This window comes from Mesorhizobium sp. WSM4814, assembly GCF_055811595.1.
The window spans coordinates 46838-70591 of the sequence record NZ_JBVVQT010000028.1 but is presented as its reverse complement, the minus strand read 5'-3'; the positions used below and the strand labels follow the sequence as shown (position 1 = coordinate 70591).

Annotated in this window: 24 protein-coding genes; 18 read left to right on the top strand and 6 right to left on the bottom strand. The window is 63.7% G+C overall.

Annotated elements, in window-relative coordinates:
• Positions 1-290: 290 nt before the first annotated feature.
• The 3 genes from trpS (at position 291) to AC0L2V_RS28610 (ending at position 2642) form a co-directional block, all read left to right on the top strand.
• Entirely contained in the window at positions 291-1358 is a 1068-nt protein-coding gene (gene trpS, locus AC0L2V_RS28620; RefSeq protein WP_473521824.1) for a tryptophan--tRNA ligase, read from the top strand.
• An 88-nt stretch (positions 1359-1446) separates the two neighbouring features.
• Positions 1447-1938, top strand: a complete 492-nt coding sequence (locus AC0L2V_RS28615) for a universal stress protein (RefSeq protein ID WP_023796709.1) — start codon at positions 1447-1449, stop codon at positions 1936-1938.
• Positions 1939-2072: 134 nt separating this feature from the next.
• Positions 2073-2642 carry a NifU family protein gene (locus tag AC0L2V_RS28610; protein WP_473507743.1) on the top strand — a complete coding sequence of 190 codons (570 nt, stop codon included), beginning with the start codon at positions 2073-2075 and terminating at the stop codon, positions 2640-2642.
• Positions 2643-2752: 110 nt separating this feature from the next.
• On the opposite strand, the gene AC0L2V_RS28605 is transcribed toward AC0L2V_RS28610, so the two are convergent.
• Positions 2753-3370: a L,D-transpeptidase gene (locus tag AC0L2V_RS28605; RefSeq protein ID WP_287239227.1), complete on the bottom strand. Its 618-nt coding sequence runs from the start codon at positions 3368-3370 to the stop codon at positions 2753-2755.
• A gap of 226 nt (positions 3371-3596) precedes the next feature.
• Here AC0L2V_RS28605 and cueR point away from each other — a divergent pair, with 226 nt between their 5' ends.
• Positions 3597-4019 (top strand): Cu(I)-responsive transcriptional regulator, encoded by a 423-nt coding sequence (gene cueR, locus AC0L2V_RS28600; protein ID WP_036261399.1) that lies wholly within the window; start codon positions 3597-3599, stop codon positions 4017-4019.
• Between the two features lie 48 nt (positions 4020-4067).
• Here cueR and AC0L2V_RS28595 read toward each other — a convergent pair whose 3' ends face one another.
• A complete protein-coding gene (locus AC0L2V_RS28595) occupies positions 4068-4301 on the bottom strand; it encodes a hypothetical protein (RefSeq protein WP_077377488.1) in 234 nt (77 codons plus the stop codon).
• 174 nt (positions 4302-4475) lie between these two features.
• Here AC0L2V_RS28595 and AC0L2V_RS28590 point away from each other — a divergent pair, with 174 nt between their 5' ends.
• Entirely contained in the window at positions 4476-4976 is a 501-nt protein-coding gene (locus AC0L2V_RS28590) for an MmcB family DNA repair protein (RefSeq protein ID WP_473507744.1), read from the top strand.
• A 217-nt stretch (positions 4977-5193) separates the two neighbouring features.
• On the opposite strand, the gene nhaA is transcribed toward AC0L2V_RS28590, so the two are convergent.
• From nhaA to hrpB, 4 genes are all read right to left on the bottom strand, one after another.
• Complete coding sequence (nhaA, locus tag AC0L2V_RS28585) at positions 5194-6387, bottom strand: Na+/H+ antiporter NhaA (RefSeq protein ID WP_473507745.1); 1194 nt, start codon at positions 6385-6387, stop codon at positions 5194-5196.
• Positions 6388-6485: 98 nt separating this feature from the next.
• Complete coding sequence (locus AC0L2V_RS28580) at positions 6486-7049, bottom strand: ActR/PrrA/RegA family redox response regulator transcription factor (RefSeq protein ID WP_023796717.1); 564 nt, start codon at positions 7047-7049, stop codon at positions 6486-6488.
• Positions 7050-7112: 63 nt separating this feature from the next.
• Entirely contained in the window at positions 7113-8438 is a 1326-nt protein-coding gene (locus tag AC0L2V_RS28575; protein WP_473508054.1) for an ActS/PrrB/RegB family redox-sensitive histidine kinase, read from the bottom strand.
• A 32-nt stretch (positions 8439-8470) separates the two neighbouring features.
• Positions 8471-11086 (bottom strand): ATP-dependent helicase HrpB, encoded by a 2616-nt coding sequence (hrpB, locus tag AC0L2V_RS28570; RefSeq protein ID WP_473507746.1) that lies wholly within the window; start codon positions 11084-11086, stop codon positions 8471-8473.
• A gap of 404 nt (positions 11087-11490) precedes the next feature.
• Here hrpB and AC0L2V_RS28565 point away from each other — a divergent pair, with 404 nt between their 5' ends.
• From AC0L2V_RS28565 to AC0L2V_RS28505, 13 genes are all read left to right on the top strand, one after another.
• Positions 11491-12822, top strand: coding sequence for an ABC transporter substrate-binding protein (locus AC0L2V_RS28565; protein WP_473507747.1), 1332 nt, complete (start codon positions 11491-11493; stop codon positions 12820-12822).
• A gap of 126 nt (positions 12823-12948) precedes the next feature.
• On the top strand, positions 12949-13896 hold the full coding sequence (locus AC0L2V_RS28560; protein WP_128183436.1) for a carbohydrate ABC transporter permease: 948 nt from the start codon (positions 12949-12951) through the stop codon (positions 13894-13896).
• Positions 13893-14843, top strand: a complete 951-nt coding sequence (locus tag AC0L2V_RS28555) for a carbohydrate ABC transporter permease (RefSeq protein WP_128183364.1) — start codon at positions 13893-13895, stop codon at positions 14841-14843. Before AC0L2V_RS28560 ends, AC0L2V_RS28555 begins: the two co-directional genes overlap by 4 nt.
• Positions 14840-15046, top strand: a complete 207-nt coding sequence (locus AC0L2V_RS28550; protein ID WP_091592832.1) for a hypothetical protein — start codon at positions 14840-14842, stop codon at positions 15044-15046. The genes AC0L2V_RS28555 and AC0L2V_RS28550 overlap by 4 nt, the downstream gene beginning before the upstream one ends.
• Positions 15047-15049: 3 nt before the next feature.
• Positions 15050-16162, top strand: a complete 1113-nt coding sequence (locus AC0L2V_RS28545; protein ID WP_473507748.1) for an ABC transporter ATP-binding protein — start codon at positions 15050-15052, stop codon at positions 16160-16162.
• The gene (locus tag AC0L2V_RS28540; RefSeq protein ID WP_473507749.1) at positions 16155-17174 is read left to right on the top strand and encodes an ABC transporter ATP-binding protein; all 1020 of its coding nucleotides are present in this window, start codon (positions 16155-16157) and stop codon (positions 17172-17174) included. The genes AC0L2V_RS28545 and AC0L2V_RS28540 overlap by 8 nt, the downstream gene beginning before the upstream one ends.
• A 47-nt stretch (positions 17175-17221) precedes the next feature.
• On the top strand, positions 17222-17824 hold the full coding sequence (gene dhaL / locus AC0L2V_RS28535) for a dihydroxyacetone kinase subunit DhaL (protein ID WP_473508055.1): 603 nt from the start codon (positions 17222-17224) through the stop codon (positions 17822-17824).
• Positions 17821-18210, top strand: coding sequence for a dihydroxyacetone kinase phosphoryl donor subunit DhaM (dhaM, locus tag AC0L2V_RS28530; protein WP_027151568.1), 390 nt, complete (start codon positions 17821-17823; stop codon positions 18208-18210). Before dhaL ends, dhaM begins: the two co-directional genes overlap by 4 nt.
• 21 nt (positions 18211-18231) lie before the next feature.
• Positions 18232-18534, top strand: a complete 303-nt coding sequence (locus tag AC0L2V_RS28525; RefSeq protein ID WP_023796727.1) for an HPr family phosphocarrier protein — start codon at positions 18232-18234, stop codon at positions 18532-18534.
• Positions 18518-20104, top strand: coding sequence for a phosphoenolpyruvate--protein phosphotransferase (ptsP, locus tag AC0L2V_RS28520; protein WP_473507750.1), 1587 nt, complete (start codon positions 18518-18520; stop codon positions 20102-20104). The genes AC0L2V_RS28525 and ptsP overlap by 17 nt, the downstream gene beginning before the upstream one ends.
• Before the next feature lie 8 nt (positions 20105-20112).
• Complete coding sequence (locus AC0L2V_RS28515; RefSeq protein WP_023796729.1) at positions 20113-20544, top strand: hypothetical protein; 432 nt, start codon at positions 20113-20115, stop codon at positions 20542-20544.
• Positions 20545-20579: 35 nt separating this feature from the next.
• A complete protein-coding gene (dhaK, locus tag AC0L2V_RS28510) occupies positions 20580-21566 on the top strand; it encodes a dihydroxyacetone kinase subunit DhaK (RefSeq protein WP_473507751.1) in 987 nt (328 codons plus the stop codon).
• A gap of 197 nt (positions 21567-21763) precedes the next feature.
• Positions 21764-23671, top strand: a complete 1908-nt coding sequence (locus AC0L2V_RS28505) for a propionyl-CoA synthetase (RefSeq protein ID WP_473507752.1) — start codon at positions 21764-21766, stop codon at positions 23669-23671.
• The last annotated feature ends 83 nt before the right edge of the window (positions 23672-23754 follow it).

Sequence of the window (23754 nt, the reverse complement as noted above, 5' to 3'; positions counted from 1 at the left end):
CTGCGGCGGACACTACAGGGGGAAAACTGTAACCCATGTATCCGGTTCAAAGTGTTACCCATCTATCAACTGGACACGGCAGGACAATGAGGGGCGGCGCCGACCTGTCAAGCCGAGACAGGCGCTACAAGCGCAGCGCCAACAACATCGAACACGCCATCCGACCTGAAGCAATCGCTCTGCTGCGATCGCCTACAGCCCCTTGATCGTCACCTCGCTCTCGTCCATAAGCGCGCCGTCGAAAGACTTTCGCCGCGCGCGAAACGGCCCTCCACAAGCCATGAGGACATATGACCGCCTTCAAGCCCCTCGTTTTTTCCGGCGTCCAGCCGACCGGCAATCTGCACCTCGGCAACTATCTCGGCGCCATCAAGAAATTCGTCGCCCTGCAGGACACCTCCGATTGCATCTATTGCGTCGTCGACCTGCATTCGCTGACCGCGCAGCTTGTCCATGAGGATCTCAAGGACCAGACGCGCGCGATCACCGCGGCGTTTCTCGCCTCCGGCATCGACCCGACGAAGCACATCGTCTTCAATCAGTCGCGGGTCATGCAGCACGCCGAGCTTGCCTGGATCTTCAACTGCGTCGCCCGCATCGGCTGGATGAACCGGATGACGCAGTTCAAGGACAAGGCCGGCAAGGATCGCGAGAACGCCTCGCTCGGGCTGCTCGCTTATCCGAGCCTGATGGCGGCCGACATCCTTGTCTACCGCGCCACCCATGTGCCGGTCGGCGATGACCAGAAGCAGCATCTGGAGCTGACACGCGACATCGCGCAAAAATTCAACAACGACTTTTCCGACCGCATCGCCGGCCTTGGCGTCGGCGTCGAGATGAAGGTCGGCGAGGAGACCGTGAACGGTTATTTCCCGCTGACCGAACCGATCATCGGCGGACCGGCGGCGCGTATCATGTCGCTGCGCGACGGCTCGAAGAAGATGTCGAAGTCGGATCCGTCGGACCTGTCGCGCATCAATCTGACCGACGATGCCGACAGCATCTCGAAGAAGATCCGCAAGGCCAAGACCGACCCGGAGGCGTTGCCTGGCGAATTGGACGGCCTGGCCGGCCGGCCGGAAGCCGAAAACCTGGTCGGCATCTATGCGGGTCTCGCCGAGATATCGAAGGAGGCAGTGCTGAAAGAGTTCGGCGGCCAGCAGTTTTCGGTGTTCAAGCCGGCGCTGGCCGACCTTGCCGTGGAAAAGCTGGCGCCGGTCGCCGGCGAAATGCGCCGCATTTCCGACGACCGCGCCTATGTCGACGCGGTGCTCAGGGATGGCAGCGAGCGGGCCGGCCTGCTGGCCGAGGCGACGATGAAGACCGTGCGCGACATCATCGGCCTGCTGCAGGGTTAATCTGCAGCCAATATCGCTACATCCGCCGGTCGCTTGCGGCCGGGCCGTGGCGGTGGCAGATTGCGACCGAAACCATTTGAGGTAGAATATGGTCTCCAAACGCCTCAGCCGCGAAGCCGGCCATCGCCGCAAGTTTTTGGCGATTATCGACGACACGCCCGAATGCGAACGGGCCGTCGTCTACGCCTCGAAGCGCGCGCAGAGCACCAGCGGCGTGCTGGTGCTGCTCTATGTGATCGAGCCGGACGATTTCCAGCATTGGCTGGGTGTCGAGAAGATCATGCGCGAGGAGGCCACCGCCACCGCGCGCGCCGCACTGGACAGCTATGCCAACAAGGTGCGCCAGAAGCTCGGCATCGAGCCGGAACTGGTGGTGCGCGAAGGCAAGCCGACGGAAGAGATCCACAAATTGATCGAGGAGGACCAGGATATCGCCATCCTCGTGCTGGCCGCCGGCGCCGGCAAGGAGGGGCCGGGCCCGCTGGTCGGCGCGGTTGCCGGCAAGGGCGCCGCCTTCCCGATCCCGGTGACAGTGGTGCCGCAGAACCTGTCAGACGAAGAAATCGACAGCCTGGCCTAAGGTGTGTTGCAGAAGACCGCAAAAACATTCTCCCAGCCAGCCGTTCCCGCGATGGCTTTCGCTTGAATGTCCTGCCGATAGGGCCTATTTAGAATTATTCCAAACTATATGCCCGAACGGGCTCGGAGACGTCCATGTTCATCCAGACCGAATCGACGCCAAATCCGGCGACATTGAAGTTCCTGCCCGGCAAGGAAGTGCTTCTCGAAGGCACCGCCGATTTCCGCGATGCCGACAGCGCTGCCGCGGCTTCGCCGCTGGCCGGCCGGCTGTTCGAGATCCCCGGCGTCACCGGCGTCTTCTTCGGCTATGATTTCGTCACCGTGACCAAGGACGGCCCCGACTGGCAGCATCTGAAGCCGGCGATCCTCGGCGCCATCATGGAGCACTTCATGTCCGGCGCGCCGGTCATGGCCAGGGCCGGCCCCGCCGCCGAGACCAGCCAGACCGGCGAATTCTACGACAAGGCCGACGAGGAACTGGTCATCACCATCAAGGAACTGCTCGACACGCGGGTGCGTCCGGCGGTCGCCCAGGACGGTGGCGACATCACCTTCCGGGGCTTCGAGAATGGCACCGTATTCCTGCACATGAAGGGCGCCTGCGCCGGCTGCCCGTCGTCGACGGCGACGCTGAAGCACGGCATCCAGAACCTGCTCCGGCATTTTGTGCCCGAGGTGCAGCAGGTCGAACAGGTCTCTTAAGATCAAAGGACGTCAATTCGCCCCTTCGCGCGACACAAAAAACCGGGCCAAATTGCCCGGTTTTTTGTTTTGGGACGTCAGTTGTTGCCTAGACGGTCCGCGTATGAGCTCTAGAGAACGATGACCTTGGCGCCGACGGAGGTGCGGTCGTAAAGGTCGATGATGTCCTGGTTCATCAGCCGAATGCAGCCCGACGACATCGCTTTGCCGATCGAGTTCCACTCCGGGCTGCCATGCAGGCGGTAGCCTGAATCGCCGCCCTTGTTGAACAGATACAGGGCGCGCGCGCCGAGCGGGTTGGTCAATCCGGGATCCATGCCGCCGGCAAATTTGGCGAGTTCCGGCTGGCGCTTGATCATCGCCGAAGGCGGCGTCCAGGTCGGCCATTGGCGCTTCGCCGCGATGCGGGCGGTGCCGCGCCATTCAAAACCCTCGCGGCCGACGCCGATGCCGTAACGCATCGCCTCGCCGCCGCCCATGACATAATAGAGGAACTTGTTCTGCGTATCGACGACGATGGTGCCAGGCTTTTCACCGGTGTCGTAGCTCACGATCTGCCGGCGGTACTTGAACGGCACCTTTTCGATCGGAATGCGCGGCAGTTGATAGCCCGCATCGGTCATCGGGCCATAGTTGTTGGTGAAGATCTGCGAGCCGATGGTGCTGCAACCAGCAATAGCCGTCGACAGCGCAAGTGCGGCGACGATTGCGAATGACTTCATGCGCATGAAAAGGTCCGATGCCCCGCCCGAAAGATAGCGGCACGAGACGGCCGCCTTGTCGCCATCATTCATGCTGGCATTTGCTTTGCTTGCCAAGCGGGCGATGCCTATATGCAGGGGCTTACATGCCGGTAAGTCCGCAGCTGTGGCTTTTCGGCAACGGCACTCATAAGATTATGTAGGAAATTCAATGGGGCGGTCCGCCAGGCCGCCGGAAGTTAGGGAACCAATCATGAATGTCGGAGATGCCGCCCAGCGTTCCGGCCTGCCGGCCAAGACCATTCGCTACTATGAGGAGATCGGCCTGATCCGCCCGCAGCGCGCCGGCAACGGCTACCGCGACTATTCGGGCGACGACATCCACCGGCTGACGTTTCTGCGCCGCGCGCGCAATCTCGGCTTTTCCATCGACGACTGCCGCCAGCTGATGGCGCTCTACCAGGACCGCAGCCGCGCCAGCCATGACGTGCGCGAGATCGCCGCCGCGCATGTGACGGCAATCGAGGAGAAGGTGCGCGAATTGCAGTCGATGCGCTCGACCCTGCAGAAGCTGATCCATGCCTGCCACGGCGATGACCGGCCGGACTGCCCGATCCTGGACGATATTGCGGGGGCGGTTTTGCCATCTGACAAAGTCGTTCCCGCCCAGGTGTGAAGGTTGCGCGGCGACGTCAGCCGTTTTGCAGGTTGGGATTTCCAGGGATCAAGAGGTACCGTCGACACGCTCGGCTATGGCGAATGCCTGCAGGTTCCTTGCCTTGCCGTGGTCTTCTTCGGCGTTGGCGATAATCGAGAAGAACGCCGCGCGGGCGATGTCCTTCTTTGACGCGTTCGGGTGTTCCTTCCTGGCCGCTTTGATCAATTGCTTGGGTGCCATGTCAGGCGTCACGACCCGCATCAGGGTGTCGGCTACCGCCTGCATCTCGTCCGCGTTCATCATCCACACTCCCTAGAGCCACCCGCATTCGCACAGTATCTCATATTGCTAATGTGTGGAACTTGCGGTGTTGTTCGAGCACCAAGATTTCATGCAAAACCACATTTCAAGCGCGCTTGAGTGCCTCCCAAAAAACGGGTTCAAACCGTGAACAAAGTCTGGCATGATGCCGCCATGCCAATTATCTCACCGATTCCTCTCAATCCCCTGATCGATGGCCGCCAGTCGGAGCGCGCGATGCTGGTTCGGCGCGGCGTGCAGCGGCTGCTCAGGGAGATGGGCGCGCATGTGCTGCCGGAACTGTCGCTGGCGACCGGGCGCCGCGCCGACCTTGTCGCGCTGACCCGCCAAGGCGACATCTGGATCATCGAGGTCAAATCCTCGATCGAGGATTTCAGGGTCGACCGCAAATGGCCGGATTACCGGCTGCACTCCGACCGCTTCTTCTTCGCCACCCATCCCGGCGTGCCCTCGGATATCTTTCCGCAGGAATGCGGCTTTATCCTTTCCGACGGCTACGGCGCCGAAATCCTGCGCGATGCGCCCGAGCACCGCATGGCGGCGGCGACGCGCAAGGCGCTGATGCTGAGGATCGCACGGGCCGGAGCCTCGCGGCTGCTGGCGGCGGAACTTGCCGGTGTGGCGGTGCCGGCGCTGGATGGCGAGAGCGAGTAGAGGGTTTTCGGATTCCCCTGTACGTTTGCGCTGCCCCTCATCTGCCTGCCGGCACCTTCTCCCCATGAACGGGGAGAAGGGACGCTGGCCGCAATCTTGGCACCCATTCTGCAACGCTGGAGATTGGCGAAATCTTTTGCGAAGGCGTCTTTCTCCCCGTCTCTATACGGGGAGAAATGCCCGGCAGGGCAATGAGGGGCGGCGCGACGTTCGTCGGCTACTCTTCCTCCTCGTCCCCATTCGCCGCCGACGCCAACAGCAGCACGGCGGCGCCGAGGATCGCGGCGATGAAGGAGCCGGCGAGGATGCCGACTTTCACCGCGTCCTGGAGCTCGACATTGCTGGCGAATGCGAGCAGGCCGATGAACAGGCTCATGGTGAAGCCGATGCCGCAGAGCAGCGAAATGCCGACCATGTGCAGCCAGCCGGCATTGACCGGCAGATCGGCGAGGCCGAGCCGGATGGCAAGCGCAGAAGAACCGAACACGCCGACCAGCTTGCCGGCAACGAGGCCGGCGGCGACGCCCAGCGTCAGCGGCTCGACCAGGGTGGCAGCACTGAGGCCGGCGAGCGAGACGCCGGCATTAGCGAAGCCGAAGATCGGGACGACGACGAAGGGCACTATCCTGTGCAGTCCGTGTTCGAGCCGGTGCAGCGGGGAATGGTCTGAATCCTGGCTGATGCCGGGGGTGATTTTCAAAGGTATGGTCAGGGCCAGCGCCACGCCGGCGAGCGTGGCATGGACGCCCGATTTCAGCACAAGCACCCACAGCACGACACCAAGCAGGAGATAGGGCAGCAGTGTCAGCACCTTCATGCGGTTGAGCACGATGAGCAGAGTGATGACCGCGAAGGCGGCGCCGAGATAGGCGAGCGACAGGCCGCTCGTATAGAACACCGCGATGATGATGACGGCGCCAAGGTCGTCGATGATGGCGAGCGCGGTGAGGAATACCTTCAGCGACCCCGGCACGCGGCTGCCGAGCAGCGACAGCACGCCAAGCGCAAAGGCGATGTCGGTGGCGGTCGGGATCGCCCAGCCGGACAGGGCGGCTGGATTGTCGCGGTTGATGGCGACATAGACAAGCGCCGGCACCAGCATGCCGCCGGCAGCGGCGATGCCGGGCAGAGCGCGGCGCGGCCAGGTCGAGAGCTGGCCGTCCAGCATCTCGCGCTTGATCTCCAGGCCGACCAGCAGGAAAAACACCGCCATCAGGCCGTCATTGATCCAATGCGATACGCTGAGCGGTCCCAGATAGGCGTGAAGGGCGTCGAAATAGGTTTTGGCCAGCGGCGAATTGGCGACGACCAGCGCCAAGGCCGCGGCTGCCATCAGGACGATGCCGCCTGCCGCCTCGCTGGCCAGGAATTCGCGAAAGATGGAGGTCGGCCGCGGCTTCTGGTCCTGCATTTCGTCTCCGTCGTGTCGCCTACCATGCGCAACCGCCGATGGCAGGGCAGTTCTTACAGTGCCACGCGACCTTGGCGCGCGCAAAGGACGGTCAGGCGTTAGCGCGGCGCGCGTTTGGCGAGTATCCGCTGCAGCGTGCGGCGATGCATGTTGAGACGGCGGGCCGTCTCGGAGACGTTGCGGTCGCACATTTCGTAGACGCGCTGGATGTGCTCCCAGCGCACGCGGTCGGCCGACATCGGGTTTTCAGGCGGTGCGGCGCGTTCGCCCGCAGTGCGGGTAAGAGCCGCGAAAACCTCGTCGGCATCTGCCGGTTTCGACAGATAGTCGATGGCCCCGAGCTTCACCGCCGTAACCGCGGTGGCGATGTTACCATAGCCGGTGAGAATGACGGCGCGGGCGTCGTCGCGCTTCTCGCGGATGGCGGCAACGACGTCGAGGCCGTTGCCGTCGGCGAGCCGCATGTCGACCACCGCGTAGGCTGGCGGATTGGCGCGCGCCTTGGCCACGGCCTCCTCGACGCTCTCGGCCGTCTCGACCACGAAACCCCTGGTCTCCATGGCGCGGGCAAGGCGCGTGAGGAATGGCCTGTCGTCGTCGACGATCAGCAGCGAGGTGTCCTCGCCCTCAACCATTGCGCCAATCGTTTCGTCGCCATTCATCGTCTTGACATTCCTGCTGCCCGAATTTTACGCAGATATAGTTTTGGAGCGCTATTGTCCAATTCAAGCCGTGTCAAACATGGTGGCCGAAGCCGATTCAGGATTGAGGAAGACGCTGCGCGGCCACGATATCCGCACGACGGCGCCCTCGCCCGGCTCGTTTGAATTGCGGAAATCGAGCGTGGCGCCCGAGCGTTCAAGCAGGGTCTTGGCGATGAACAGCCCCAGTCCGAGCCCGCCGCCAGCCTCGGTGCCCTGGCGTGTCGACATATAGGGCTCGCCGATGCGATCGATGATTTCGGGAGGAAAGCCCGGCCCGTCGTCGGTGATCGAGAAGGCGACCGTTGCCTCGTTCCAGCTCCAGCGCACGGTGACGCTCTTGCGGGCAAAATCGACGGCGTTCTCGACCAGATTGCCGAGGCCGTAGATGACGCCGGGATTGCGCCGTCCGACCGGTTCGGGACCGATGCGCTCGCCGGGGCGAAGCTTGATCGAAATGCCGAAATCGCGGTGCGGGGCGGTCATCTCCTCGACCAGCGAGGTCAGCGGCAAGCGGGAGAGATGCGCCTCGCCCTCGGAGGACAGGCTGGTCAGGCGTTTGAGGATCTCGCGGCAACGCTCGCTCTGCGAGCGCAGCAGCGTCACGTCCTCGCCGTATTTCGGGTCATTGCGGAGCGCCTTCTCCATCTCCTTGGCAACAAGCGTGATGGTGGCGAGCGGCGTGCCGAGCTCATGCGCGGCGGCGGCGGCAAGGCCGTCCAGCGCCGACAAATGCTGTTCGCGCTGCAGTACCAGTTCGGTGGCGGCAAGCGCGTTGGCGAGCAGCCGGGCTTCCTCGGCCACGCGGAAGGCGTAGATCGCGGTGAAGGCGATCGAGGAAAACACCGCCATCCACATGCCAGCGACGTAAATGAACGGCATCTCCAGCGGCGCGCCCTCGTACCAGGGCAGCGGCAGATGGAAGAACACCAGCAGGCTCGCCATCACCACCACCAGCGCGCCGAGGATGGCGGTCAGGCGCAGCGGCAGCGACGTCGCCGAGATGACCACGGGCACTGTGACCAGCACTGAAAACGGATTGGTGAGCCCGCCGGTCAGGTAGAGCAGACCGGCAAGCTGCAGGCTGTCGATGGTCAGGATGGCGAAAGCCTGAAGCGGGGTCAGCCGGTGCGCCGCCGGATAGCGGAAGGTCAGCAACAGGTTCATCCAGGCCGAACAGGCGATCAGGGCGAAGCAGAGACTGACCGGCAGCGGGAATTTCAGCCCATAGGCCACGACAAGAACCGCCAGGCTCTGGCCGACAATGGCCAGCCAACGCAGCCTGATCAGCGTGTTGAGGCGCAGCCGCTGGCTTTGCTGGAAGTCGGGCGCCCGCAGGATGTTTATCATGGCCAAGGATTATAGCCGGAAAAGAATAAAGGCTAGGTCCCCCGCGGTTTGGCACGGCTGGTGGCGGTGGCGAGAAGCGGGTTCTCAGGCCAGACATGCCGGGGATAGCGGCCACGCATCTCGGCCCGCACATCGGCCCACGAGCCGCGCCAGAAACCGGGCAGGTCACGCGTCGTCTGGATCGGCCGATGCGCCGGCGACAATAGCTCGAGCGTCAGCGGCACCGCGCCGTTGGCGATCGCGGGATGCCGGTCGAGACCGAACAGCTCCTGGACGCGGATCGCCAGCACCGGCCATTCACCGTCATAGCGGATCGGCACGCGGCTGCCGGATGGAGGGTCGAAATGGGTCGGCGCCAGCGCCTCGATCCGGCGCTGCAGATCGTGCGGCACCAATGCCATGAGGCCGGCCGAAAGCACGCCCGGATCGATCGCGGCAAAGGACGCCGCGCCGGAAAGGAAGGGCAGCAGCCAGTCGTCGAGGCGGTCGATGAGCGCCGCATCGGAAACATCTGGCCAGGGCGCGCCAAGACCGCGATGCAGCCAGCCGAGCCGTTGGCGCAGCGTTTCGGCCTCCTTGCCCCACGGCAAAAGCGACAGCCCGTGTTGGCGCAGGGCGTCAAGGATGGCGCGATCGGCGGCGATGCCGGCCGGCGCCGGCAGCATCCGTTCGGACAGGGTGATGGCGCCGAGGCGAACGGTTTCACGCACACGCACCGCACGCCTGTCGCGGTCGAAACTGGTTTCGCGGTTTGTCTCGATCTTATCGGCGAGCGAAGCGCGAATGTCGGCTTCGTCTATCGCCGCCGCTGCCGTAATGCGGGCGTTCTGCGCCTTGCCCTGCAGATCGGCGACGACAAGCCAGGTTTCGCCCGCAAGCGGGTCGGCGGCGTCGAGCATGGCGCCTGAACCGTTGGCCAGCACGAAACGGCCGCGCTCTCCGCGCGCCCTGGCGACGCGGTCCGGCCAGGCATGAATGAGGAGAGCGCCGGCGCTGCCCTCCCCCCCGATGGGAGGGTCGGCGAGTGAGCCTTGCCCAGCAAGGCGAGGGAGACGGGGTGGGGTCGGCGATGGCGTGCCCGACCCAATCCCACCCCGATCCGCTTCGCGGATCGATATACTGGGGCGAACCACGGGTCTGGCCCGTCCTTCGGTCCCCCTCGATGGGGAGGGTGAAGCCTGTTTCGCCAGCCGCTCGGCGAGTTGCCGGGCGGCGGTGGCGCGCGGCGATCTTTCGGATCGGAACCGAAGCAGCCGCCGTTCGAGGTCGGCGCCGTCGCCGCCCAGGCCACGCTCGGTGAGCAGCACGGCGAGCATGGCCGCTTCGAACGCCCGGCCGGTGTTTGCCACCTCGGCGACCATGTGAGCCAGCCGCACAGGCAGTGCCAGCCTGCGCATCGCAGCACCCGATTGCGTCAGTCGCCCTGCCTCGTCAATGGCGTCGAGCGCACGAAGCAGCGCCCTTGCCTCGTTGAGTGCCGGGGCCGGCGGCGGATCGAGGAAGCAGAGGCTCGACGGGTCGGCGACACCGAAGGCGGCGCAATCGAGCAGAAGTCCGGAAAGGTCCGCCTCGAGGATTTCCGGCGGCGTGAAGGCGGGAAGTGCCGCGGTCTGCTCGGTCCGCCACAACCGGACGGCGACGCCCGGCTGCGTGCGGCCGGCGCGGCCGGCGCGCTGGTCGGCGGAGGCTTTGCTGACCCGCACCGTCTCCAGCCGCGTCAGGCCGCTGGCCGGCTCGTAGCGCGGCAGGCGCGACAAGCCGGAATCGATGACGACGCGCACGCCGTCGATGGTAATCGAGGTCTCGGCGATCGAGGTCGCCAGCACCACCTTGCGGCGGCCGGACGGCGCCGGCTTGATCGCGGCGTCCTGCGCCTTGTTGTCGAGCATGCCATAGAGCGGCACGATGTCGGTGTCGGCACTGACGCGGCCTTGCAGCCGCTCGGCGGTGCGCTCGATCTCGCGCTGGCCGGGCAGAAAGGCGAGCACGCTGCCGCTCTCCTCGGCAAGGGCCGCGCGGATCGCCTTGGCCATCGCGTCCTCGATGGCGATGCCGGCCGGCCGCTCGTCGTAGCGGATGTCGACGGGAAAGGCGCGGCCTTCGCTCTCGATCACCGGGGCGCCGGAAAGCAGCCGAGCGACGCGCGCGCCGTCGAGCGTCGCCGACATGACCAGCAATCGCAGATCGGTCCGCAGCGCACCTTGCACATCGAGCGCCAGCGCCAGACCAAAATCGCCGTCGAGCGAGCGCTCGTGGAACTCGTCGAAGAATACCGCCGAGACACCGGGCAACTCCGGATCGTCGAGGATCATCCGCGACAGCACGCCTTCGGTGACGACAAGAATTCTGGTCCTCGCAGAAGTGCGGTTCTCCATCCGCATGGCATAGCCGACCGTTTCGCCGGGCTCCTCGCCGAGCAATTCGGCCATGCGGCGGGCGGCTGCGCGGGCAGCGAGCCGGCGCGGCTCGAGCAGAATGATCTTCCCCGTGCCGAGCCAAGCTGCATCGAGCAGCGCCAGCGGCACCAGCGTCGTCTTGCCGGCGCCGGGCGGCGCCACCAGCACGGCACTGTTGCCATGGCCGAGCGCTTCACCGAGCGCCGGCAGGACGGCGGAGACCGGAAGCTCTGGCAAGGGTTTTCTGGTCATTGTTTCAGGGATGCATCCACCCAATCTCGCGGCAGGTCGGTCGCGCCCCGCATATCAGCGGTGGCGGTCGCCGCGCAACCGGGCAACGGACCAACTCAAAGCGGGTCCACCTACTCGCCATAATCAAAGGCGGAAGCCACCGAGGATGACGCGGCCGAGGAGCGACAGGAAGTCGGGATATTTCGTGATAGAACGGCGCGGCCAGGATCACCGCCCAGATACAAGCGAATTATGCTGCAGCGCAGCGACGAATTCGCTTGCGTTGTTTAGTAAAAATTGCATCACTAAACAAATTACTAAACATCCGCCGCTTAACCGCGTCGTCATGTTTAGACCCCTGAGGAGGGGGTTTTGAGGTTATTTGAAACCGTCATCCGGGCGCGTTTCGCAAATGGGAGGAAGGCATGAAATCGACCTTGAAACTGACGTTGGGACTGACATCGGCGATGTTTGCGTCGACCGCCGTTTCGAATGTCGCGCAGGCTGAAGATCTGACGCTTTGCTGGGCAGCCTGGGACCCGGCCAACGCGCTTGTCGAATTGTCCAAGGATTTCACCAAGGAAACCGGCATCGGCATGAAATTCGAATTCGTGCCGTGGACCAACTATGCCGATCGCTTCCTCAACGAACTGAATTCCAAGGGCAAGCTGTGCGACCTGATCATCGGCGACAGCCAGTGGATCGGCGGCTCGGCCGAGAACGGCCACTACGTCAAGCTGAACGACTTCTTCGACAACGAGAAGATCAGCATGGACGACTTCGTGCCAGCGACCGTCGTCGGCTACTCCGAATGGCCGAAGAACTCGCCGAATTACTGGGCGTTGCCGGCCATGGGCGACGTCGTCGGCTGGACCTATCGCAAGGACTGGTTCTCCAAGCCGGAACTGCAGAAGGAATTCAAGGAAAAGTACGGCTGGGATCTCGCAGCGCCGACGACCTTCGACCAGCTGAAGCAGATCGCCGAGTTTTTCCAGAAGCGCGAGATCGACGGCAAGACGGTCTATGGCGCATCGATCTATACCGAGCGCGGCTCCGAAGGCATCACCATGGGTGCCATGGACGGGCTCTACAGCTTCGGTTTCAAATATGAGAATCCCGACAAGCCATACGAGATGGACGGCTTCGTCAACTCCGAGAAATCGGTGAAGGGTCTTGAGTTCTACAAGGCGCTCTATGACTGCTGCACGCCTCCCGGGGCTTCCAACAGCTACATGGGCGAAGGCGTCGACGCCTTCAAATCCGGCCAGGTGGCAATGCACATGAACTTCGCCTTTACCTGGCCAGGCCTGCAGAAGGACGAAAATGTCGGCGGCGACAAGATAGGTTATTTCGCCAATCCCAAGGGGCCCGACGGCGATCAATTCGCCCAGCTTGGCGGCCAGGGCATCTCGGTGGTCTCTTACTCCGACAAGCAGGAGGCTGCGCTCAAATACATCAAGTGGTTCGCCAACAAGGATGTTCAGGCCAAATGGTGGTCGCTCGGCGGCTTTTCCTGCCTCAACGCAGTCGTCAAGGATCCAGGCTTCCCGGCCAGCCAGCCTTACGCGCAGACCTTCCTCGACTCCATGGCCATCGTGAAGGATTTTTGGGCAGAGCCCAGCTATGCGCCGCTGCTGCAGGCGTCGCAGAAGCGCTTCCATGATTACGTCGTCGCCGGCCAGGGTTCGGCCAAGGATGCACTTGATGGCCTGGTCAAGGACTGGACCGAGGTCTTCCAGGACGACGGCAAGATGTAGTTGGGGCAGTATCCAATCGGCTCCTCCCGAGCCACGACCGCGTGTCCCGTGCCACCCTTGGCACGGGACACAGCTCAGATAAATTCCACTGTCGAGACGACCCAAGTGACCGAAGCGGGACTGACCATGCTCAATCGGACTGCGGACAGCGTCGCCCGGGCTACGCCTGAGCCGTTGGCCCGCAAGGTCCGAGGCATCAGCGACAAGGGCCTCGCCTGGCTGTTCATCTCGCCGACGATCCTGTTGCTGCTCGCCGTCAACATCTTCCCGCTGTTCTGGGCGATCTATCTGTCCTTCACCAATTACCGCGCCAACCGTCCCAACGAGGTGGTCAGGAACGTCGGCCTTGCCAACTACAAGCGCATCCTCGGCGACCAGGACATCTGGATCGCCATGCAGACGACGGCGCATTTCGTATTCTGGACCATCCTGCTGCAAACGCTGATCGGTTTTACCCTGGCCTGGCTGATCGATCGGAAGTTTCGCGGCCACGCCTTCTGGACGACCATCATTCTGGTGCCGATGATGCTGTCGCCGGCAGTGGTCGGCAATTTCTGGCGCTTCCTCTACGAGCCGCAGATCGGCCTGTTCGCCTATGCCATCTCGTTCGTCACCGGCATTCCGGCAACGCAGATCGGCATGCTCTCCAACGTGTCGCTGGCGCCGTGGTCGATCGTCATCGTCGACACTTGGATGTGGACGCCCTACGTGATGCTGATCTGTCTCGCCGGCCTGCGCTCGATCCCCGAATACATCTATGAGGCTGCCGAGGTCGACCGCGCCTCCAACTGGCGGCAGTTCTGGTCGATCACGCTGCCGATGGCGCTGCCCTTCATCATGCTGGCGGTACTGTTCCGCGGCATCGAGAACTTCAAGATGTTCGACATGGTCAACCTCCTGACCGGCGGCGGACCGGGATCGACCACCGAGGTCGCCTCGATCACGCTGAAGCGGCAGGCCTTCGAAAGCTGGCGGACCGGCTATTCCTCGGCCTTCGCCATAATCCTGTTCGTTGCGGTGTTCGGGCTGGCCAACATCTATGTCAAGGCGCTCAACAAGGTGAAGCAGAGATGAGCCTGACGTCAGCCCATTCTGTTGTCGCACCCTCCGCGATTTCGAAGCGCGTCGCCGGCACAATTATCGTGCTTTACGCGCTGATCTCGATCGTGCCGTTGTTGTGGATCTTCGCCACCAGCTTCAAGACGCCGCCGGACTCGATCGCCTATCCGCCAAAAATCCTGTTCCAGCCGAGCCTCGAGGGCTACTGCAATCTCTTCTCGACCCGCACCCGGCAGACACCGGAATACATCAACGCGCTGGGACCGGCGACGGGCATCTGCGATGAGACAGTGCGCAAGCGCAACATGGTGATCGCCGGCCCGTCCAATTTCATGCCGCGCTTCGTCAATTCGCTGATCATAGCCTTCGGCTCGACCTTTTGCGCGGTGTTCCTCGGCACATTGTCGGCCTATGGCTTCTCGCGGTTCAAGGTGCCGCTGGCCGACGACCTGCTGTTCTTCATCCTGTCGACGCGCATGATGCCGCCGATCGCGGTCGCTATTCCCATCTACCTGATGTATCGCGAGATTGGCCTGTCGGACACCGCGCTCGGCATGATCCTGCTCTATACGGCGGTCAATGTGTCGCTCGCCGTGTGGCTGCTGAAGGGCTTCATCGACGAGATCCCGCGCGAGTACGAAGAAGCGGCTATGATCGACGGATATACGCGGCTGCAGGCCTTCTGGCGCACCGTGCTGCCGCAGGCGACCACCGGCATTGCCGCGACCGCCATCTTCTGCCTGATCTTCGCCTGGAACGAATATGCCTTCGCCGCACTGCTGACCTCGGGCACGGCGCAGACCGCACCGCCCTTCATCCCGACCATCATCGGCGAAGGCGGCCAGGACTGGCCGGCGGTCGCCGCAGGCACGACGATCTTCCTGGTGCCGATCCTGGTGTTCACCATCCTGCTCCGCAAGCAGTTGCTGCGTGGCATCACCTTCGGCGCGGTGCGCAAATGAGCCTGACCCAACCCGCAAAACGCAAGTCGCGCTGGCCGCGTGCGTTCCGGCGCGGCCTGATGGAGAACGTCGCCACAGCGATCATTGCCATTGGCTTCCTGATGCTGTTCCAGCCCTTCGCGCTGCCGCTCTACACCTATTCCTTCATCACCATGCTGGCCGGCACGGCGATGTTCATCATCGTCTCGAAGTTTCCGGAGTAGACGATGGCGGAGATCAGGGTCGAGCATCTGAGGAAGGCATTCGGCGATTTCGTCGCCGTGCAGGATTCCAACTTCGTCGTTAGAGATGGAGAGTTCTTCGTCATGCTGGGGCCGTCGGGTTGCGGCAAGACGACGACGCTGCGCATGATCGCCGGCCTGGAGTTGCCGACCGGCGGCAAGATCCTGCTCGGTGGCGAGGACGTTACCATGCGGCGTGCCCGCGAGCGCGACATCGCCTTTGTCTTCCAGCTGTTCGCGCTCTATCCGCATATGAATGTGCGCAAGAACATCGGCTTCCCGCTGCTGGCGCAAGGCACGCCAGGCATCGAAATCCGCCGGCGCGTCGAAGAGACGGCGAAGCTGTTGCGCATCGACCATCTGCTCAACAAGTCGGTCTCCGGTCTTGCCGGCGGCGATCGCCAGCGCGTGGCGCTCGGCCGCGCCATCGTGCGGCGGCCAAAATGCTTCCTGATGGACGAGCCGCTCGGCACGCTCGACACCGAATTCCGCGATCTCATGGTGCATGAGCTGCGCGAACTGCACAACCGCATCCACGCCACCACGGTCTACGTCACGCATGACCAGATGGAAGCGATGTCGATGGCAGACAAGATCGCGGTTATGAACCACGGCGTCATCGAACAGTTCGGCACGCCGCGCGAAATCTATGACCGGCCGGCGACCATGTTCGTCGCCGATTTCATCGGCTCGCCGCCGATGAATTTTCTCGGCTTTGGCGGCGGGCTTTCAAAGGGCGCCAGGGAGATTTTGGTGCAAGGCGCCAAGGTGGCGGTGCCGGAGGTGCGCGAGGACATCGCGCCGGCCGACATGGCGCTCGGCATCCGACCGGAACACATCCGCTTCGACGACGCTTCGAAGCTGCGCGGCGCCATCTATGGCACCGAGTATCTCGGCACCACGCAGATCGTTGCGGTGGAGACATCCGGCGGCATCATCAAGGCGCGGGTGCCGGCCGAAATCCGGCTCAATGCGGGCGACCATGTCGGCCTGGCGCTGAGCAGCGCACGGCTGTCGCTGTTCGAGAAGGTCTCCGGCCGCGCGGTGCGAACCGCAATCCATGACGGGGCTTCCCAGGGAAGAGCGCATCGTGGCTGACGTGCAGATCAAAGGCGTGACCAAGAGCTTCGGCGAACATGTCGCGGTGGACACTCTCGATCTGCACGTCGCCGACGGCGAATTCGTCGTGCTGCTCGGCCCGACCGGCGCCGGCAAGACGACGACGCTCAGACTTATCGCCGGATTGGAACGGCCGGATACCGGCTCGATCCATATCGGCGGCCGCGATGCGACAATGCTGTCGCCGGCCGAGCGCGACACCGCCTTCGTCTTCCAGCAATATTCGCTCTATCCGCATCTGTCGGTCTTCGACAATCTGGCCTTTCCGCTGCGCTCGCCGGCGCGGCGGCTGAGCGAGGACGCGGTGCGCCGCCGCGTCGAGGATGTGGCCAAGATGGTGCGCATCCATCACAAGCTCTCCAGCCGCTCCACCAAGCTTTCCGGCGGCGAGATGCAGCGCGTCGCCATCGGGCGCGCTTTGGTGCGCAAGCCCTCGATCTATCTGATGGACGAGCCGTTGTCGTCGCTCGATGCCAAGCTGCGCGCCGATCTCCGGCTCGAACTGAAGCGCATCCAGGCCGAGGTCGGCGCCACCATGCTTTATGTCACGCACGACCAGATCGAAGCGATGACGATGGCCGATCGCATCGGCATTCTTGCCGACGGCGTGCTGGCGCAGATCGGCACGCCACGCACCATCTACTCGGAGCCGGCAAACGTTCATGTCGCCGCAAGGCTCGGCCAGCCGGCGATCAATCTGTTGCCGACCGGCCTGCTGCCGGATGGCGACATGCCGGCGGGAACCAAAACGATCGGCGCGCGTACAGAACATCTGTCGATCGGCAAGGCATCGAATGGCCCCGCCGACGGCGTTGTTAACTGGGTCGAGCATCTGGGCGACCAGAACCACCTGCATGTGACGGTGGGAAGCAGAAAGCTGGTGACGCTGACCGACCCCGACATCCAATTGGAAAAAGGCGACAGGGTGATTATCCGCTACCGGGCGCCGCTGTTCTTCGACCAGGCCGGAAACAGGATTGCAAACCGATGAGCCCCGAGACATTGGAAAAGAACGGGACACTGGAAAAGAGCGGGACGATGGACAAGCTTGACCTGAAGACGCTGATATCCGTCACCGCCGACACGATTGCCGCTCACGCCGAAGAGCTGACCAGGCTCGACCAGGCGATTGGCGACGGCGACCATGGGCTCAACATGAAGCGCGGCTTCGAGGCGGTGCGCGCCGAGGCCGACACGTTCGCGACAAAGCCGCTGCCGGACGCTCTGAAAGCGATCGGCACCAAGCTGGTGATGACAGTCGGCGGCGCCTCGGGCCCCTTGTTCGGGACCCTGTTCATGGCACTCGGCAAGGAAATTTCCGCAGAGCCGGATCGGGCCAATCTGATGGCAGCGTTCGGCAAGGCAATCGAGGCGGTGGCAGCCAGGGGTAAGTCGCAGGTCGGGCAGAAGACCATGCTCGACGTGCTGCAGCCGGTGCATGACGCCCTGCTGCAGGGAAAGACCGGACCGGAAATCGCCGATGTCGCGGACAGTGCTGCCGATGCCACCGTGCCGATGAAGGCCTTGCGCGGGCGCGCCTCGTTTCTCGGCGACCGCTCTATCGGCCATATGGATGCCGGGGCACGCTCGACCGCGCTTCTGGTGCGGGCTGTCGCCGAGACCATCGAGGGGCAAGCATGAGCAATGTCGGCATCGTCATCGTATCGCATTCACCGCTGGTCGCCGAGGGCACGGCCGACATGGTGCGCCAGATGGTCGGCGACGAAGTGCCGCTTGCATGGTGCGGCGGAAACGGCCATGGCGGGCTGGGAACCAATGTCGAGGCGATCATGGGCGCGATCGACAAGGCCTGGTCGGAGGCAGGTGTCGCTATACTTGTCGATCTTGGCGGCGCCGAAACCAACAGCGAGATGGCGGTCGAGATGATCGGCGAGCCGCGCGCGCACAAGATCATCGTCTGCAACGCGCCGATCGTCGAGGGAGCGGTGATGGCGGCGACGGAGGCGTCCGGCGGCGCCTCGCTCAGGGAAGTGGTTGCGACGGCACACGAATTGTCGCCATCGTGAATGAACAGGAATTTTGACTCAATGTCCGCATCGGCTGAAGCCACCGTTCTGATCACCCATGAGGTCGGCCTGCATGCGCGCCCTTCGGTGAAATTCACCAAGCTCGCCAAGACGTTTTCGGCCGAAGTCGAAGTGGCGCTCGCCGCCAACGGTCCTTGGTTCGACGCCAAGAGCATCGTCAAGGTGATGGCGGCCAAGGCGCCGAAAGGCACGGTGCTGCATATCAGAGCCAAGGGCGACGGTGCCGGCGAGGCGGTCGGCGCGCTCGTCGAGCTGGTGCGGCGCGACTTCGACGAGGGCGTGGACCATGCCCGAACCGCTTAAGCTGAAGGGGATCCCGGCTTCGGCCGGCTATGCCGAAGGGCCGCTGTTCAACCTCGACCCGGTCGTCGCGCGCTATAGAAGTAAAGCGACCGCCGCTGACGAGAGGCTCGCGCTCGAAACGGCAATCGGCACAGCGACAGGCCGGCTTGCCAAGCTGATCCAGGCAACCGAGGGCGATGCCGCCGACATTCTCGAATTCCAGCTCGCCATGCTGGAGGACGATGCGCTGACCGGCCCGGCCTATGCCGCGATTGCCGCCGGCCAGCCGGCCGATGCGGCATGGCGGCAGGCGCTTGACGCCGAAATTGTCGGCTACGAAACGTCGGATCAGGATTATTTCCGGGCACGCGCCGCCGACATGCGCGACATCAGAGACCAAGTGCTTCGCGCGCTGACCGCGGACAGCGCGGCTGCCGCGCCGACAGGCGCCATCTTCTACGGCGAGGACATCGCGCCGACGCGCTTTCTCGAAACCGACTGGAGCGCCGGCGGCGGCATTGCGCTGAAGGCGGGCAGTACCGCCAGCCACGTCGCGATGCTGGCGCGCTCGCGCGGCGTGCCTATGATCGTGGGGCTCGGTGCTTCGCCGGCTGATCTTGCCGGCGTCGCCCTGCTCGATGCCGAGCACGGCGGCATCGTGTTGAGGCCAACAAGGGCAGAGGTCGAGGCGTTCCGGCAATCGTCGTCGTCTTTCGCGGCACGTCGCGACAGGGCGGAAACTTTTTTGGCTCGGCCAGCGGTGACGAAAGCCGGCACTAAGGTGCGGGTGCAGGTCAACATCGCCGATCCGTCCGATGTCGACGGTATCGATGTCTCGACCTGCGATGGCGTCGGGCTGATGCGGACCGAGTTCCTGTTCGGCAAGACGCTGCCGGACGAGGAAACGCAGTATCGCGCCTACCGCAAGGTGCTCGAATGGGCTGAAGACAAACCGGTGACCATTCGCACCGTCGACGCCGGCGGCGACAAGCCGGTGCCGGGCTTCACCGTCGAAGAGGGCAATCCGTTTCTCGGCCTGCGCGGCATCAGGCTATCGCTGGCGAGACCGGAGGTTTTTCGGGTGCAGATCAGGGCGCTGCTGCGTGCCGCCTTGCATGGCAATCTCAAGGTGATGTTCCCGATGATCGCAGTGTGGGACGAGTATCAGCGAGCAGCTGCGCTCTTCGCCGAAGAGCAGGCCGCGCTTGCCGCGCGCGGCGTCGCGCAAAAAATGCCGCTGCTCGGCATCATGGTCGAGGTGCCGTCGGTGGCGATCGCTCCTGAGGCGTTTGCCGAGGTCGCCTTCTTCTCGATCGGCTCGAACGACCTGACCCAGTATGTGATGGCGGCGGCGCGCGACAACGCGTCGGTCGCGCATCTCAATTCGATCAGGCATCCGGGCGTGCTTCGGCTGATCGCCTCGGTTGCAGCGTTCGGCCGCGCGCAAAAGATTCCGGTCAGCCTGTGCGGCGACGCCGGCGGCGATCCGGCGGCGATCCCGGCGCTAATCGAGGCCGGCCTGCGCGATCTTTCCGTGGTTCCCGCCCAGCTCGCAATGGCCAAGGCGGCCATTGCGGACGTCTCGATCTAGGCACCGGCATGGCCGAAACCAAGAAGACGCCTGAAGCCGGCTCCGAAGAGGCGATCCGCGCCTACAAGACGATCCTGTCGCAGGTCCTCGACCAGCGCCCGTCCGGCATGCGCCAGCGCCTCGCCGACGCGTTGGGCAAGCATCGCAGCTTCGTCACCCAGATTTCCAGTCCGGCCTACTCGATCCCGATCCCGTCAAAACATTTGCCGGCTATTTTCGCTGTCTGCCATTTCAGCCCGGCCGAACGCGACCATTTTCTTGCCGCCTACCATCAGGCGCATCCGGGAAAAATGTCGCTGGCATCCGGCATGCGCAAGACGCGGCATGTTTCGCTCATCGTTCCCGATTTCGGCGACGACAAACAGAACGCGGCGCTCGACAGGGCGGTCAACGATTTCATCCAGAAGATTACCAGCATCGCCGGCAAGGGCGGGACATAGTCGCGCCACGTTCAGCTATTTCGGGAGAGACGGCCATGAAGAAGTTTCTGAATTCTGTGGACACGGTGCTGACCGAAAGCCTCGACGGCTTCGTTGCCGCCCATGCCGACATCCTTGTGCTTGGCGACGAGCATAAATTCGTGCGCCGCAGGACACTCAAGCCCGGTAAGGTAGCGCTGATTTCCGGGGGCGGCTCTGGCCACGAGCCGCTGCATGGCGGGCTGGTCGGGCATGGCATGCTGGATGCCGCCTGCCCCGGCCAGGTGTTCACCTCGCCGACGCCGGACCAGATGATGGCGGCCGCGGAGGCGGTCAACACCGGTGCCGGCTGCCTGTTCATCGTCAAGAACTACGAGGGCGACGTGATGAATTTCGACATGGCCGCTGAAATGTCGGAGGGTGTGATGCAAGTGGTGACCAATGACGACGTCGCGGTCGAGAACTCCTCCTACACCACTGGCCGACGCGGCGTTGCCGGCACGCTGGTGGTCGAGAAGATCCTCGGCGCCGCGGCCGAGCATGGCATGGCGCTGAAGCCGTTGAAGGCGCTTGGCGAACGCATCAATGGCGCGACGCGCTCGATGGGCGTTGCGCTGACCAGTTGCACCGTACCGGCCGCCGGCAGGCCGACCTTCGATATCGGCGACGGCGAGATGGAATTCGGCGTCGGCATCCATGGCGAACCCGGGCGCCGCCGCGACGCGTTGAAGGGCGCCGACGCCATCGCCGAGGAGATCTGCGCGGCGATATCTGGCGATCTCGGTGACAGGGCAAAAGGCCCGGCGCTGCTTTTCGTCAACGGCTTCGGCGGCACGCCGCTGATGGAGCTCTACTTGATGTACAACAGCGCCCGGAAAATCTTCGAGAAAAACGGCATGACGGTCGCCCGTTCGCTGGTCGGGTCCTATGTGACATCGCTCGACATGGCCGGCTGCTCGATCACGCTGACCATGCTCGACGACGAGACGACCGCATTGTGGGACGCACCGGTGCATACGGCTGCGCTGCGCCGGGGGATGTAGCACGGCCAACACCGCGCCACGGCTATAGGAACAGTATTAAGCAAGCAGGCGCTTTCTACGACCTGGCCGGTTGCGGCGATAAAGCGGCGGTCACGTCCATTTCGACCAAAGCGAGGTCGCCAAGACGAATTTGCACCTGCTTGCAAAAACAGCATACGCTATTTCCAAGGACAGAAACATTCCTGGGAGAAAGCTGGATGGCGTCACGCTACCACGAGGTCTATGACGGCTGGAAACGCGATCCGGAAAAATTCTGGGCGGATGCGGCCAAGGCCATCGACTGGTTCTCGCCGTTCGACACGGTCTTCGATCCGAATGCCGGCGTCTATGGGCGCTGGTTTGGCGGCGCCTCCTGCAACACCTGCTTCAACGCCGTCGACCGCCATGTGGCGGGTGGCCGTGCCGATCAGATCGCGCTGATCCATGACAGCGCGATTTCCGGCACGGTCAGGAAATTCACCTATGCCGAATTGAAACGCGAGGTGGTCACGCTGACGTCGGTGCTGAAGAACCGCGGCGTCCAAAAAGGCGATCGGGTCATCATCTACATGCCGATGGTGGCGGAAGCTGCGTTTGCCATGCTTGCCTGCGCCCGTATCGGCGCCGTGCATTCGGTCGTCTTCGGCGGCTTTGCTTCGCACGAGCTCGCCACGCGTATCGACGACGCCAGGCCGAAGCTGATCATTTCCGCCTCTTGCGGCCTGGAGCCCGGGCGCGTCGTCGCCTACAAGCCGCTGCTCGACAAGGCGATCGAGATGTCGCGGCACAAGCCCGAAGCCTGCCTCATCCTGCAGCGCGATCAGCTGCGCTGCGAGCTAAAGGAGAATCACGACATCGACTATGCCGACGCCGTCGCCCGCGAGCGGGCCGCGGGCGCCAATGTCGACTGCGTTCCGGTGCTCGCCACCGATCCGCTCTACATCATCTACACGTCCGGAACGACCGGCCAGCCCAAGGGCATCGTGCGCGACAATGGCGGCCACATGGTTGCGCTGAAATGGTCGATGGAGAACGAGTTCGGCGTCAAACCGGGCGAGGTGTTCTGGGCGGCTTCCGACGTCGGCTGGGTGGTCGGCCATTCCTACATCGTCTACGGCCCGCTGCTGCATGGCTGCACGACCGTCCTGTTCGAGGGCAAGCCGGTCGGCACGCCCGACGCCGGAACCTACTGGCGGGTGATATCAGAGCATGGCGTGGTCGCGCTGTTCACCGCGCCGACCGCATTCCGCGCCATCAAGGGACAGGACCCCAAAGGCGAATTCGTCCCGAAATACGACCTGTCGAAATTCCGCACGCTGTTCCTCGCCGGCGAGCGCGCCGATCCGGAAACCATCAAATGGGCGGAGCAGAAATTGAACGTGCCGGTAATCGACCATTGGTGGCAGACCGAGACGGGCTCGCCGATGACGATCAACCCAGCCGGATTAGGGCTACTGCCGGTGAAATACGGCTCGCCCGGGGTGCCGATGCCCGGCTACGACATCCGTGTACTCGACGATGCCGGCCACGAAGTGCCGCGCGGTACGTTGGGCAATGTCGTGGTCAAGCTGCCGCTGCCGGCCGGCTGCCTGCCGACGCTATGGAATGCCGATGACCGGTTTCGCCAAGCCTATCTCGAGGAATTCCCCGGCTTCTACAAGACGGCGGATGCCGGCATGATGGACGAGGACGGCTATTTGTTCGTGATGGCCCGCACCGACGACATCATCAATGTCGCCGGCCACCGGCTGTCGACCGGCGCCATGGAGGAGGTGCTGGCCGCGCATCCGGACGTTGCCGAGTGCGCTGTCGTCGGCGTGGCAGATGCAATGAAGGGCCAGGTCCCGCTCGGCTTCGTCGTGCTGAATGCCGGTGTCACGCGTGACAGCGCCACTATTGAGACCGAGGTGGTCACGCTGGTGCGCGAGCGGATCGGCCCGGTCGCCGCCTTCAAGACGGTGGTCACGATCAAGCGCCTGCCCAAGACGCGCTCCGGCAAAATCCTGCGCGGCACCATGCAGAAGATTGCCGACAAGGAAGTCTGGACAATGCCGGCGACTATCGACGATCCGGTCATTCTCGACGAAATCACCGCGGCGCTGAAGCGACGCGGAATCGGGCTTTAGCTGCTTTCGGAGCGCGCAGGCGGATCGCGGCTTCGGACGAATACGAATTCATCCTGCACTGCAATCGTCTGTTGTGCAATGCA